This window comes from Pigmentiphaga daeguensis, assembly GCF_039523035.1.
Lineage (GTDB): Bacteria > Pseudomonadota > Gammaproteobacteria > Burkholderiales > Burkholderiaceae_B > Pigmentiphaga > Pigmentiphaga daeguensis.
On sequence record NZ_BAAAEN010000001.1, the window covers coordinates 1 to 13,715 of the forward strand.

General features: G+C 65.6%; 12 protein-coding genes and 3 pseudogenes. 11 read left to right on the forward strand and 4 right to left on the reverse strand.

Annotated elements, in window-relative coordinates; genetic code table 11:
- Positions 1–829: 829 nt before the first annotated feature.
- The 8 genes from ABD104_RS00005 (at position 830) to ABD104_RS00040 (ending at position 5,849) form a co-directional block, all read left to right on the forward strand.
- Positions 830–1,159, forward strand: a complete 330-nt coding sequence (locus tag ABD104_RS00005) for an ArsR/SmtB family transcription factor (protein WP_003116799.1) — start codon at positions 830–832, stop codon at positions 1,157–1,159.
- A gap of 13 nt (positions 1,160–1,172) precedes the next feature.
- Positions 1,173–1,643 (forward strand): ArsI/CadI family heavy metal resistance metalloenzyme, encoded by a 471-nt coding sequence (locus ABD104_RS00010; RefSeq protein WP_003107243.1) that lies wholly within the window; start codon positions 1,173–1,175, stop codon positions 1,641–1,643.
- Positions 1,644–1,655: 12 nt separating this feature from the next.
- Positions 1,656–2,153, forward strand: coding sequence for an arsenate reductase ArsC (locus tag ABD104_RS00015; RefSeq protein ID WP_003107241.1), 498 nt, complete (start codon positions 1,656–1,658; stop codon positions 2,151–2,153).
- 10 nt (positions 2,154–2,163) lie between these two features.
- Positions 2,164–3,249: an ACR3 family arsenite efflux transporter gene (arsB, locus tag ABD104_RS00020; protein WP_003109696.1), complete on the forward strand. Its 1,086-nt coding sequence runs from the start codon at positions 2,164–2,166 to the stop codon at positions 3,247–3,249.
- Between the two features lie 14 nt (positions 3,250–3,263).
- On the forward strand, positions 3,264–3,686 hold the full coding sequence (arsC, locus tag ABD104_RS00025) for an arsenate reductase (glutaredoxin) (RefSeq protein ID WP_003107236.1): 423 nt from the start codon (positions 3,264–3,266) through the stop codon (positions 3,684–3,686).
- 71 nt (positions 3,687–3,757) lie between these two features.
- Positions 3,758–4,087 (forward strand): PadR family transcriptional regulator, encoded by a 330-nt coding sequence (locus tag ABD104_RS00030; RefSeq protein WP_015014846.1) that lies wholly within the window; start codon positions 3,758–3,760, stop codon positions 4,085–4,087.
- Positions 4,084–5,313, forward strand: a complete 1,230-nt coding sequence (gene chrA, locus ABD104_RS00035) for a chromate efflux transporter (RefSeq protein ID WP_003107233.1) — start codon at positions 4,084–4,086, stop codon at positions 5,311–5,313. The genes ABD104_RS00030 and chrA overlap by 4 nt, the downstream gene beginning before the upstream one ends.
- Before the next feature lie 17 nt (positions 5,314–5,330).
- On the forward strand, positions 5,331–5,849 hold the full coding sequence (locus ABD104_RS00040; RefSeq protein ID WP_023980163.1) for a GNAT family N-acetyltransferase: 519 nt from the start codon (positions 5,331–5,333) through the stop codon (positions 5,847–5,849).
- Positions 5,850–6,056: 207 nt separating this feature from the next.
- On the opposite strand, the pseudogene ABD104_RS00045 reads toward ABD104_RS00040, so the two are convergent.
- The 4 genes and pseudogenes from ABD104_RS00045 to mobH form a co-directional block, all read right to left on the reverse strand.
- Positions 6,057–7,523 (reverse strand): annotated as a pseudogene (locus ABD104_RS00045) (chromosome partitioning protein ParB); the annotation flags it as partial.
- Between the two features lie 243 nt (positions 7,524–7,766).
- Positions 7,767–8,248, reverse strand: a pseudogene (locus ABD104_RS00050) (efflux RND transporter permease subunit); the annotation flags it as partial.
- Between the two features lie 92 nt (positions 8,249–8,340).
- Positions 8,341–9,537, reverse strand: a pseudogene (locus tag ABD104_RS00055) (efflux RND transporter periplasmic adaptor subunit).
- A 293-nt stretch (positions 9,538–9,830) separates the two neighbouring features.
- Positions 9,831–11,678, reverse strand: a complete 1,848-nt coding sequence (gene mobH, locus ABD104_RS00065) for a MobH family relaxase (RefSeq protein WP_003109768.1) — start codon at positions 11,676–11,678, stop codon at positions 9,831–9,833.
- Between the two features lie 315 nt (positions 11,679–11,993).
- On the opposite strand from mobH, the gene ABD104_RS00070 reads away from it, so the two are divergent.
- The 3 genes from ABD104_RS00070 to ABD104_RS00080 all read left to right on the forward strand — a co-directional run bounded on the left by ABD104_RS00070 (position 11,994) and on the right by ABD104_RS00080 (position 13,715).
- Complete coding sequence (locus ABD104_RS00070) at positions 11,994–12,620, forward strand: hypothetical protein (protein ID WP_003109769.1); 627 nt, start codon at positions 11,994–11,996, stop codon at positions 12,618–12,620.
- A gap of 12 nt (positions 12,621–12,632) precedes the next feature.
- Positions 12,633–13,265, forward strand: coding sequence for an RES family NAD+ phosphorylase (locus ABD104_RS00075; protein WP_003090219.1), 633 nt, complete (start codon positions 12,633–12,635; stop codon positions 13,263–13,265).
- Positions 13,266–13,349: 84 nt separating this feature from the next.
- The gene (locus tag ABD104_RS00080) at positions 13,350–13,715 is read left to right on the forward strand and encodes a DUF3742 family protein (RefSeq protein WP_003090216.1); all 366 of its coding nucleotides are present in this window, start codon (positions 13,350–13,352) and stop codon (positions 13,713–13,715) included.

Consider the following 13,715-nt stretch of genomic DNA (forward strand, 5'->3'; position numbering starts at 1 on the left):
GGCGCTAATTCTGTCTTTGCCATGGTGTCCACCAAAAAATGGTGGACACTAATCGAGGACAACGCCCTGGCTCAAGACGGGATCACCGGGCGCTTACCACCGATCGTCGATAGCCTCAGCGGTCAGTGCCGAACGTCTGCCTGCTCGGCGCCTCGATCGCGCGCAGACCTGGCTGTGTGCGCTGAGCCCCTGAGGTGAGTTGGAAGTTGGTCTGCTGGTTCGTTGCGCGGGTATATGTACCCGTAGCTGGGTACAGAGAGTCTTATTGATCAAGATCAAGGTACTGCTATCAGGCGCCGGCTGCATATGAACGCAGCCAACCGCCAAAACTACCTATGCAGGTGTCCACTAAAACTTGACCACTGCACCCCGCCCGAAGGCTTCTCCGACTCGCCCGCTGACGCGGGCCAGGTCAACCCCACAACGACAGGCGAGAACGCCCCGCCATGCCTTGCAGCGCCGGTCTTGAGGCGTGGCGTGGAAGCTCCATAGCGATGCCGGGCGGGTTGTCCCTGAACCGCGTTGAGGACGGCACGCACCTGCACAACCTGCCGCAGCAAGCGCCAGCGTGTTCGCCAGCGTCCCGTCCATCGCGGCGGGGCGCTGGCCGGGCCGATCCGGCGCAGCCGGTTCGGCGGCATCGAGGGGCGCCAAGCATCGCGCGGCGGGGATAGCCCGCAGGGCTTTCCCCTGGAGGCAAGCGAAGCGCGCAGCGCCGCAGGCGCGAAGGCGTGAGCAACTGTCTTGAAAGTCAAGCCTCGCAAGCGCGCAGGCTCCATTCAATTGAAGCGTTTTGCCAATGATTCAATAAATGTTGTATTATCGAATCATGAACGAGACCCAAGCCATTTCCGCCCTCGGCGCCCTGGCCCATACCCAGCGGCTGCGCGTGTTCCGCGCCCTGGTGGTCGCCGGCCCCGAAGGGCTGACACCCAGCGTCCTCGCCGACCAGCTCGACGTGGCCCGCAACTCCCTGTCCTTCCACCTGAAAGAACTGGCCCATGCCGGCCTGGTCACCATCGAGCAGCAGGGCCGCAACCTGATCTACCGCGCCGACTTCACCCAGATGAATGGGCTGCTCGGCTATCTGACCGAGCACTGCTGCCAGGGCGGCGCGTGCGAGGTCACCGAATCCTCCTCTGCCTGTACTTCCTGCTGAAAGGATCACCCCCATGAAGCGCTTTCACGTCCACCTGCACGTCGATGACCTGAACCGCAGCATCGGCTTCTATTCCCAACTGTTCGCCGCGCAGCCCGCGCGCGTCGAAGGCGACTACGCCAAATGGATGCTCGAAGACCCGCCGGTCAACTTCGCCATCTCCACACGTGGCAACAAGCCGGGCATCGACCACCTGGGTATCCAGACCGACGATGCCGAGGAATTGGCGGTGCTGAAGGCCCGCGCCGAGGCGGCCGACATGACGCTGCTGGACGAGGGCACCACGACCTGCTGCTACGCGCGCAGCGAGAAGCACTGGATCACCGATCCGCAGGGCGTGGCCTGGGAGCACTTCCACACGCTGGGCAACATTCCGGTCTTTAACGAAGCGGCGCCTGCAGCGACTTCCGCCGCAGCGTGCTGTACCCCGGTGCGCGGCAAGCCGGTGGGCGTTGCGGTGAAGCCGGCTTCCTCCTGCTGCTGATGTGAGATACCCATGACCACCGACAAGACCTACAACGCCCTGTTCATCTGCACGGGTAACTCGGCCCGCTCCATCCTGGCCGAAGGCATCCTCAATGAATTGGGCCAGGGGCGCTTTCGCGCCTACTCGGCGGGCAGCCACCCCAAGGGCGAAGTCCACCCACTGGCGCTCGCCACGCTGGAGCGGCTGCACATGCCGACCGCCGGCTACCGCAGCAAGAACTGGGACGAGTTCGCGGCGCCCGGTGCGCCGGAGCTGGATTTCATCTTCACGGTCTGCGACAACGCCGCCGGCGAGGTCTGCCCCGTGTGGCCGGGGCGCCCGATGTCGGCGCATTGGGGTGTGCCTGATCCTGCAGCCGTTGAAGGCACCGACGAGCAGAAGCGCAAGGCGTTCACGGATGCGGCGCTGACGCTGCGCCGACGCATCGAATTGTTCCTGTCGCTGCCGATTCAGCGCCTGGATGCCATGTCGCTGCAGCACGAGCTGCGCAGCATTGGTACGAAGTGAGGTTGGCGCGATGAGTGTTGGAACCCAAACGGCCGGCCGCGTGCCGGCCGCCCCCACCATGAGCGTCTTCGAGCGCTACCTGAGCGTGTGGGTGCTGCTGTGCATCGTCGCCGGTATCGCGCTCGGCCAGTTCGCGCCGGGCGTGTTCCAGGCCATCGGCCGCACGGAAGTGGCTCAGGTCAACCTGCCCGTGGGCCTGCTGATCTGGGTGATGATCATTCCCATGCTGCTCAAGGTGGACTTCGGCGCTCTCGGCCAGGTCAAGCAGCACTGGCGCGGCATCGGCGTGACGCTGTTCATCAACTGGGCCGTCAAACCATTCTCGATGGCGTTGCTGGCGTGGATCTTCATCCGCCAGGTCTTCGCGCAGTGGCTCCCCGCCGACCAGCTCGACAGCTATGTCGCGGGCCTGATCTTGCTGGCCGCCGCACCTTGCACAGCCATGGTGTTCGTCTGGAGCCGGCTGACCGGGGGCGATCCTGTGTTCACGCTGTCGCAGGTCGCGCTGAACGACACCATCATGGTGTTCGCCTTCGCGCCCATCGTCGGCCTGCTGCTGGGCCTATCGTCCATCACGGTGCCGTGGGCCACGCTGCTGGTATCGGTCGGCCTGTACATCGTGATTCCCGTCATCCTGGCCCAGTTCTGGCGCCGCGCCCTGCTGAGCAAGGGCCAAGCCGCCTTCGACCGGGCGCTGGAGCGCATCGGGCCGCTGTCCATCGCGGCGCTGCTGCTCACGCTGGTGCTGCTGTTCGCCTTCCAGGGCGAGGCCATCATCCGCCAGCCACTGGTCATCGCCATGCTGGCCGTTCCGATCCTGATCCAGGTGTTCTTCAACTCCGGCCTGGCCTACTGGCTCAACCGCAAGGCGGGCGAGCAGCACAGCATCGCTTGTCCTTCGGCGCTGATCGGCGCCAGCAACTTCTTCGAGCTTGCCGTAGCCGCCGCCATCAGCCTGTTCGGCTTCCAGTCCGGCGCCGCGCTGGCCACCGTGGTCGGCGTGCTGATCGAGGTGCCAGTCATGCTACTGGTCGTTCGGATCGTCAACCAAAGCAAGGGCTGGTATGAGTGCGGCCCGAACCCTGCCCGCGGATAACCAAGACACGACTCATGAGCAACATCACCATTTACCACAACCCCACCTGCGGCACGTCGCGCAACGTGCTGGCTCTGATCCGCAACAGCGGCGAAGAGCCGAACGTTATCGAATACCTGAAGACACCGCCTGACCGCGAAACGCTGCAACGCCTGATCACGGACATGGGCGCGCCAATGCGCGCCGTGCTGCGTGAGAAGGGTACGCCCTATGCGGAATTGGGCCTCGATGACCCGAAGTGGGGTGACGAGCAGTTGATTGGCTTCATGCTCCAGCACCCCATCCTCATCAACCGGCCCATCGTGGTGACCCCGCTGGGCACGCGCCTGTGCCGGCCCTCAGAGGCCGTGCTGGACATCCTGCCGCAGCCGCAGCGCGGCGCGTTCCGCAAGGAAGACGGCGAAGCCGTGGTGGATGCGGAGGGTCGCAGGGTCTGAGACCTCCCGCACAAGCGGCAGGCAATCTGAAGTGAGGCTGGTATTATCGAATTTCGTTATCGATATTCGATATGAAAGAGAAACCTACTCCACGTGCCATGGAGCACCACGACCTGCTGTCGGGGCTGATCCGCCTGCATGTGCTGCACCACGCAGCCGAGCAGGAGATCTACGGGCAATGGATGATCGACGAGCTGGCCCACCACGGCTACCGCCTCTCCCCCGGAACGCTGTACCCGATGCTGCACAAGATGGAGCGCGACGGCTACCTCGTCTCCCGCCAGGAGCGTGAAGGGCGCACCGTGCGCAAGCTCTACACGATCACGCCCAAGGGCAAGGAAGGCTTGGCGCTGGCCAAGGACCGCATCCGGGAGTTCACCGGGGAGGCGATGCACAAATGACAGATTCCACCAACACCTTGCAGCATGAGGCCGCTGCCGCGCGCGGCTCACCCGTCGAAGTCTTCGGCGCCTTCCTCAAGCTGGGGCTGACCTCCTTCGGCGGGCCGATCGCGCATCTGGGCTATTTCCGCTCGGAGTTCGTCGAGCGTCGCCGCTGGCTGGATGACCGCAGCTACTCCGATCTGGTCGCCCTGTGCCAGTTCCTGCCGGGGCCGGCCAGCAGCCAGGTCGGTATGGCGCTGGGGTTGGGCCGCGCGGGCTGGCTGGGGCTGCTGGCGGCCTGGGCCGGATTCACCTTGCCATCGGCGATTGCGCTGATCCTGTTCGCCTTTGGCATCGCCGAGTACCAGGGGCTGGCCCAGTCCGGCTGGGTGCACGGGCTCAAGGTCGTCGCCGTGGCCATCGTGGCGCAAGCGGTCTGGGGGATGGCCAAGTCGTTGTGCCCGGACCGGCCGCGCGCCGCGCTGGCCATTCTGGCGGCGCTGCTGACCATGGTCCTGCCCTCGGCCGCGGGACAGCTTGCCGCCATCGCGGTGGCAGGGCTGCTGGGCTGGTGGACATTGAAGATCGCGCAACCCGGCGGCGGCCACGCCCACAGCTACCCCGTCTCGCGCAAGCTGGGCATCGTGGCGCTGCTGCTGTTTGCCGCACCGCTCGTCGGGCTGCCCCTGTGGGCGGCAGCCACGGACTCGTCCACGATAGCCCTGCTGGAAGGGGTGTACCGCTCCGGTGCACTGGTCTTCGGCGGTGGACACGTTGTGCTGCCGCTGCTGCAGGCCTCGGTGGTGCCCAGCGGCGTCGTGAGCAATGCCGACTTCCTGGCCGGCTACGGTGCGGCGCAGGCCGTGCCGGGGCCGCTGTTCACTTTCTCGGCCTACCTCGGCGCGGTCGCCCACGGACCGCTGCATGGCTGGATCGGCGGGCTGGCACTCCTGGGCACGATCTTCCTCCCCGCTTTTTTCATGCTGGTCGGTGCACTGCCGTTCTGGGAAGGGCTGCGCCACCGCGCGGGCATCCAGACGGCCATGGCCGGCATCAACGCCGGCGTGGTCGGTATTCTGGTGTCCGCCCTCTATGACCCGGTATGGACGAGTGCCATCCACAGCAAGGCGGATTTTGGGCTGGCGCTGCTCTCGTTCGGACTGCTGACGGTGGGGCGCGTGCCGCCGGCGCTCGTGGTGCTGTTAGCCGGGCTGGTGGGCTGGGTCATGGCGATGGGCGTCTGAATCTCATGTGGCACACCCTGACCATCCAGCTCCGACACGAAACCGCCGACGACATTGCCGCCATCGAAGCGGTCACGACCGCCGCCTTCGCTGATGCACCACACACCAGCCACACCGAGCAATTCATCGTGCGCGCCTTGCGTGCCGCCAACGAACTGACGCTTTCCATCGTGGCCGAAGAACATGGGCGCGTCGTCGGTCACGTCGCGCTGTCGCCAGTAACGATCACCCATGAGCACAGGCGAAAGACCGAGGGCTGGTATGGGTTGGGGCCGATCTCCGTCCTGCCGCCAAGGCAGGGGCGAGGCATCGGTTCGCGCCTGATGGAACAGGCGCTGTCTGAACTGCGGGCTATGCAGGCCGCAGGCTGCGTGCTGCTGGGAGATCCAACGTACTACACGCGCTTTGGCTTCCAGGCCCATGCGGGCTTGCAACTGCCGGGCGTGCCGCCCGGCTATTTCATGGCGCTGGCCCTGCATGGGACAGTGCCGGAAGGCATCGCGCACTACAGCGATGCCTTCAACGCCGCCGCCTGAGCCAGCGCGAAGGCGGCGGCGTTTTAATTCGGCTATTGGCCTTGAACACCGGGCGCGGCCACTGTCGCACCCGGATTTCGCGTCCACCGCGCCCAGGGCGGAACGGCCTGGGCGCGGTGCTGATCGCGGTTATTCCTTCGTCTCGATGCGCCACCACACAAAGCGAAGCGCCCCGGTCGAGGCCGGGGCGCTTGCCTTCGGCGCGGGTCAAGCGGCCAGTGCCTCGGCGGGTTCATCCGCCATTGCCTCGGTATCCTCCGGGGCGTCCTGCTCCGGGCCTTCTTCCTGCGCGGCCTCCTGCGGGCCTTCGGCCTTGAAGATGGCGGGCATCCAGCCGGTGCCATCGGCCAGCCGCTCGGCCTCGCTGGCAATGTCGGCCTTCTTGAGCTTCGCCAGCCGGGTGACGAATTCCGGTGCAAACGCGCCCACGGCATCCAGAATCACGGCCTTGGAAACGTGCTTGAAGTAGCCTTCTGCGGTCGGCTTCCACCATGCGGCCATGTCGAGGCCCACGGCCTGCGCCAGTTCTGCGCCGGGCTGGTGCGGCGTGGCACGGGGCGTCACCACGTCCACCGTGGAAGCCACGCACACGGCCAGCAGCCGCACCAGTTCGTCTTGCGACTTCGCCAGCAGCGCGGCGAACAGTTCGGCGCTGTCCTCCGGCAAGGCTTCCCCGGCTACCTGTTGCAGTTCGCGCAGCGCCACAGCGGCGGGCGACTCCGGCCAGTCCGGGGCCATGCCTTCCAGCCGGTCTTGCACTTTCAGGCTCACGCCCAGCGGCAGGTCGTGGCCGTGGTAGCTGTCCTGCAAAACCTTCTGCACCATGCCATGCACCAGCGCGGCCAGCGCGACGTGCGGATGCCGGGCCACTTCGATTTGCAGCGCCGCCGTGCGGTGGGCGCTCAACCGCTGCGCCAGCTGGTCGGACAGGCTCGCGGCCTTGGGCGGGTCGTCGGCGTCCTCGTGCTCCTCGTTGGCGGCTTCGCCTTCGGTGCTGCCGAAGCCGCGCCGCAGCTTTTCCAGCGTGCGCAGCGCCTTGGCCTCGGCTTCGCGCAGCAGGCCGCGATGAATAACAGCCTCGCCGTTGCGGTCGATGGTGACGATGGCACCGGCCACCTCGCGCACTTCGGGGGCGTAGCCTTGCAAGGCATTCTCCGCGTCTTGCAGTTCTCCGACCACCTGATCGCGCCGCTGTTCCAGCTTCTCGGCCTTGGCCTCGTCCTCGGCGTCGCAGGCTTCTTCCAGTTCGGCGTCGATCTTTTCGAGGCGGGTTTCCAGCGAGGCGATGCGGCGGGCCTCGCGGGTGGTCGGCTCGCGGCGGTGGCGCGGGGCGTTCTGGAACGCCTGCCGTTCCTCGTAGGCCAGATGCGGCACGGCCTCCACCCATGCCCAGCCCTCGGCGCGCACGTCCTCGGCCAGCGTTGCCAGCTTGTCGCGCACGAGCGTTTCCAGCACTGCGGTATCGGTGAGGTAGGTTCCGGCATCGCCTTCCGCGAACAGGTCGCGGCGGATGCCGCCGCCTGCCTGCCGGTAGGCGTCCAGCCCGACGAAGCGCACCAGCGCGTGCGCGGCGTCGATTTCGCGCTCGGTCAGGCGCTCGCGCAGCTTGGACGGGCTGCGCTGCCATTCCGGCGCACCATAGAACGTGGCTTCCTGCGCGGCGTGGTCGTCGGCGAAGGGACACAGCAAGACCGCCCCCTCACGCCACCCACGCACGCCGGTTTTCGGCAAGCGGAGCGCGCAGGCACGGATCAGCGAGCCGGGCCGGAGGCGCCAGCGATGGAAGCCCGACAGGGGCGAGACTCGCGCAGCGAGGCTCAATGCGCAGCACGACAGCGCGACGGCGGCACGCCGGGACGCCCGACTGCTTGGGACAGGACTACTCGTTGTCGGTCTTGCGCGGCTCGATGTGCAACTGTCCTTGACGTGCAGCCGGGCGTAGTTGCGAAGGTACAGCGTGTCGTACTGCTTATCGGGCGATGTCAGGTGCACCACCATCAGGAAGGCGGGGGACTGCTTTTGGACGGTGATGCCCTGGCGCACCACATCGCGGGCAGCCGGGCCTGAGCCTGGGCGACGCGGTTTTGTACCCGCACCGTCGCGTCATCGGCGTTGATGCCAGAACGGAAGGTGACCGTGGTCACCAGCACGCCGTCGGAGCCGGCGACAGACTTGATGTACATCATGCCTTCGACGCCGTTGATCTGCTCCTCCAGGGGTGTCGCCACGGTCTCGGCAATCACCTTGGGGTTGGCGCCCGGATACACGGCGCGCACCACGACCTTGGGATATTCGCTGATCGGCAGCGCCGGGATCGCGAGCAGGCCCGAGACGAAGATGACGATCGACAGCACAGCCGCGAAGATCGGCCTGTCCATGAAGAACTTGGAGAGGTCCATGGGCTAATACCTTGAAAGGAGTCCAGGGGGAAGCGCGCCGCGCCGCTCGTTGTGTGATACGTCCGATCGGTGGCGCGCTCCGGCGTGGTGCTTCATTTGGTGGCGGACGCGGGCGCCGCAGCAGCCACCATGGGCACCGCCGTGGCCTGCACAGGCATGCCCGGCAAGAACACCTTCTGCGCGCCGTTGACGATCACGCGGTCGCCCGCCGCCAGCCCCCCTCGCACGATGCGCAGCCAATGGGAACTGCCACCCAGTTTCACATCACGTCGCTGCGCCAGTCCATCCTTGTCTACGATGTAGACGTAGTTACGGTCGTGGTCGGTCAGCACCGCCTTGTCGTCGATCAACACGGCCGAGAATTCGCCGCTGCCGACCAGTCGCACGCGGGTATAGAGGCCCGGCGTGAAAACGCGATCCTTGTTGTCCAGCACCGCGCGCACGGCGATCGTGCCGCTGCCCCGGTCCACCTGGTTGTCGAGGAAGTCCACCGTGCCGGTGTGAGAGAAGTCCGCCTTGTCCGCCAGGGCGATCTGGACCGGCAGCTGGCCGCCTCGCTCGCTGGGGCGCTCTCCCTTGCGCGCCATGCGCGAGTAGCGCAGGAACGCCTTCTCATCGGCCTCAAAGTAGGTATAGACCCTGTCCTGGAACACGATGGTGGTTAGCACACTGGCTGCATCGCTGGCGGCCACCAGGTTGCCTGCGGTAAAGCGGGCACGGCTGGCGCGCCCGTTGATGGGCGAGCGCACTTGGGTCCTCTCCAGGTTCAACTGCGCCGTCTCCACCGCAGCCTGCGCGGCCTGCACCTCAGCCTGCGCGGACTCGTCAGCGGCGCGGCGCTGCTCCCAGGCCTCGGTGGAGACAGCCTGCTGCTCGACCAGCACCTTGGCACGTTGCGCCTCGCTTCTGCTGCGGCCGGCTTCGCTGCGCGCCCGGGTCAATTGCGCCTGGGCCCGGGCCAGTTCCGCGCGGTAGCTTCGGGCATCGATCATGAAGAGCACATCGCCCTTCTTGACCTCGTCTCCTTCGCGATAGGCGACCCGCTCGACGTAGCCAGACACCCGTGGGCGCAGCTCGACGCTCTCGATGGCTTCGATGCGTCCGTTGTATTCGTCCCATTACGTGATGGGCTTGATCTCGACCTGCGCGACGCTGACTTGCGGCGGCGGTGGATGGCCTCCGGCGCCAGCTCCGGCGTTCTCTTTACAACCTGCGAGCGCCATCGCGCTGAGGGAGATCAGTATCCAAAGCAGGCGCACGCCGCGAGGGTCGGAGCTGGAAGTCGTCATCTGAACAGGTTCCGTGGTCAGGTCGTAAAGCGAATGAAGCGAGCGCGATCGCGCTGCACGCTGTCCCCTGACGCTGCTTTCTTGGCAGCGCAAGACCATGAGCGACAGATGCGGCAGAGATCGAATCCCGTTGGTTGTCGGCTTCTCGTCTCGTCGCAGAACGCGCGCGCAAACCGACCTCGGCGGCATTACAAAGCCTCAAAACTTGAGGTCAAGCGATATCGACGTTCTGATTCGCGCCGTTGCGGATTGGTCCGCCGCGTCGCATTTTTGGACGGCTCTTGAGCCGCCGGTTACGCGAGAAGTGACAAGTAAGGATTGTTCGGTGGTGGCTCTGCGAACAGGAGCCGAACATCGTGCAATAGATAGCCATACAGGCGGCGGGACTTCCTGGGGCCTGTGACATCGCACGTCCAGATGTTCAGGCCCCTGGGCTTTTTGCGATGCAGTTGCAGGCGCTCGAAGCGCTTTTGTACCCATTGCCAATCCTGCTGGTTCTCCTGCTTGGCGAGAGTCCCGACCTGGGGGTGTTCTTGTGCGTAGCGTTGGAATACCCCGGGGCTGACCAGGTAGGCCGTGTCGCCCACCGTATGCACGAGCGCCTTCGCGTCGTTGATGACCAGCCGGCGGGTAGCGATACCTTGTTTCAGCCACGCCATGAAGTGCTCGCCCGATGGCTGCGCCGACGAGGACGTGGGCACCGGCGCTGATGACGGCACGGGCACCATCGAGGTTGGCGGTGGCGTTTGAGGGCCAGCGGCGGGTGCGTCGCCCGAGACGGCTTCCGCATCCTGTTGGGGAACAAGCAAATCGCCGATTCCTACCATCGCCAGCAGGTCCTCCATGACATCGGGTGCGGCTTGTGCGGCAGGCAAGTGAACCGGAGTCGCGGCGTCGACGCCCTCCCATGGAAGGGACTCTTGATCGTCGGTGGCTGGCTTTGCCGTCATTGCCGGCGAGGGCACCAAGGCATCGGCATTGTTGGGTGCCGGTGTCCCGTCGATTGCCACTGCCCCTGCGAAGGGCGCTGGCCGCTCTCCAGACTCCCAAATCAGCGCGGGAGCGAGACGCAGCAGGGTGAATGAGTGGGACCAGCCAGTCGTGCTGGTCACGGTCGCGCGCCAGACCGCCTTGCCGTCCGGCGTCGGTTGCAACATGCCGTGATCCTGCAGCACGTTGAAGACGGCGGTGTTGCTCGCGGGGATGCCGTCGACGCCTAGTGACAGCAGGTGCGCACGCAGCTTGTCCGAGACCGTCTTGCTTACCAGCCACAAGGCATCCTCGGTGATCCAGCCATCGGAGGCTTCCGGCTGGTTCAGCTTCAACTGTTCCTTGAGCAGGTAGCGCAGCCCGTCGAGCAACTTGCGCTGCAGCGCATGCTTGTGTGCAGCCATGGCGCGGGCCGGATCGCCGCCCAGTTCCTGGGCCACCGAAGCCCGGTCGGCCTGCACGACAAGTTCGCCCAGCACGCCGGCGCGCTCGTACTGGCCGGCCAGGACGTAGAGCAGCGGTCCCCACAGGTCGGGATAGCCACTGAGCCAGTCCAGGGCATCACGGTCGAGCAGTTGACGGTAGAGTAAACCTGTCGCGGCGCTGTGGAGCCGATATTCCCGATCGTCGCGGTAGCGGAAGCGGTATGGCTGGTGCAGCGGGCCGTGCCAGGGGTGCCACAGCGAGCCGTCGGACAGTTCGACGTGCAGATCGACGGCGATCTTGCCGATGTCGTGCAGCAGCGCGGCATAAGCGACTGCGGCAGTCCAGGCTTCAGACTGCGCCGCCTGGTCTTCGGGACTGCCGCCAATGGGCAGCAGATGGGACTGCCGCAGCTTGAGCGCATAGGCGACGATCTCCAACCCGTGATCCAGCATGCCGCCGGGGTAAGCGTGGTGATGGCTTTCCGATGCGGGGAATTGTTGGACCAACTCGGCGTAGTGCTCCAGCGGCGTGCGGTATAGGGTGGCGAACTGCCGCCGCGACAGCGACGTGCGCTGCCAGATGTGTTCCAGCAGCTTCTGCCGGCGCGGTGTTGCCAGCAGCGATGCGGCCGATTCGGGCCGCAGCAACCCTTTCGGGAGGTCGGTGGCGGGCGCTGGCGACGGGGCAGCGACCGGGGGCCGTTTTCGCTGGAACAGGGAGAGCATGCGGGTGTCCTCTGGGGGGCCGGCCGGGAGGCCTTTTCGCCTTTTCGAGGTAGGGCCTTTCCCCTTGCACCCCATTCCCTTGCCGTTTCGGCCCTTTGGCCTTTAACCGTTTCGGTATAGCCGGGCCTGGGTTGCGTCTCCAGCGTCAATGTGGAACCCGCACGAATGGATTGGACGGAGACCTGGCGCTGGCCCCTGCCTATGCTGCGGGGACGCTACCCCCGGCAGGTAGGCTCTCGCTCAGGCGACTAAGTTGACAAATGCGACAAGGGCGACTAGAGTGAATCCTGTCTCAAACCTGCTTGGGAGATGACCATGCCCACCGCCATTGAATTCATTGCCGATCGTCTGCCGCGCGTCACCGTGGAGGACGTGCGCCGTTTCGCGGATACCGTTGAAATCCGGGATGCGCCGGCTTTCGCGGCCGAGTTGCAGGCGTTCATTCACGAGCGCGTGGAGGCGGTAAAACTGCCAGCCAACCTCGAAGGCGAAACGGTGGAGCAGGCCCTGGCGCGCAAGGCGGCCGCGCTGCGCACCGAAACGCGCTGGACCCCGACTGAAACCGACGTCCAGCGAGGCCGCGCCGTGTTGCTGGAATCCTTCAACCAGCCGCACAACCTGCCGATCCCCGAGTACGCCAAGCTGGCGGACAAGTCGCGCCAGCAGATCTACAAGGACATCCTCGCGCGCCGGCTGCTGGCGCTGAATGTGGGGCCGCGCGGCCAGAAGCTGCCCGACTGGCAGCTCGACCCGGTGAAGCAGCAGTTGACCCAAACCGTGCTTCAAGAGGTCGAGGGCATCGACCACTGGACGATCTACCGCGCACTATCCGAACCGCTCGAAGGCTTGGGCGGACGCTCGCCGGTGGATGCGGTGACGCATGGCACAATCGATGACGTGGCCGAAGCGGTGTTCAACGTGCTGGGCGTCCAGGTGCATTGAGGCAAGACCGCCATGAGCCGCGAACTGCCCTTGTTCTTGATCGATGCGGGTGAACTGCTCCAGCATGTGAGCCGCGTCGTCTATCGGGGCAGCCCGCTGTACTATGGCCGCAGCGGCACCAATCGCTACGACGACCCGGCGCGGACCTACGGCGTGCTCTACCTGGGCCGCGACCTGTCCACGGCGCTGATGGAGTCGGTGTTTCACAAGCACCAGTGGCTGGCGGACGAGAAGCGCTCGATTGCGCTGAAGGAAGTCGAGAGCCGGCTCGTGCGGGCCGTGGGGGTCCTGGACGACGTGCGCTTGGCCGATCTCACGGCCGAGGGTGTCATGGCGGGTTACTTCGGCCTGAACCTGGAACAGTTGGCCAGCCGCGACTACACGCACACGCAGCAGGTGTCCGCCCAGGTGCATGCGATGCTCGGCGATGATGGCCAGCCGCTGTTCGACGGGGTGCTCTATCCGTCGCGCAACAACTATCCCGCCAAGAGCATCGCCCTGTTCGAGCGTGCGGCAGCAAGAGTCGGCGTTGTCGATGACATCGACCTGGTGGACCATGTGGACTGGCCGCGCTTCGTTGCCACGTATCGCGTCGGCGTGGAGCCTGATCCCGGGCCGGTGGAACCGGATGACGAAGCGTCCTGAAGCGGCAAGAGAGCACATTGAAGCCCCAAACAGAATGAAATGGACCAAACTGGAATAGGCATCCCTCTGTAGCAGGAGACGACCATGAACACCACGACCCGCATCAGCACCGCAGAACGCCTCGGCCGCACCTTTGGCCGCGGATGGCGCGCCTACGCGCGCGGCGAACGTCGGGCGTCGAACTGGTTGGTGTCCAAGGGGGTGCCGGCGGCCGTTGCCACCGCGCTCGTGTGGGTGGTCAAGCTGTCTGTGGTGGGATTGCTGCTCTACGTTGCTTTTTGGTTCGCACTCGTGTTGTTGGGCGTCGTGGCGGCGGCGTGGGCTGCTGCTGCCAATACCTCTGACGAGGACGAGTGGCCTTTCACCGATCTCACAGAACTGCGCAAGACACCGGGCTACGATCCCAATCTGTACAACGATACGTCGCACGAGTTGTACACCGACGACTGA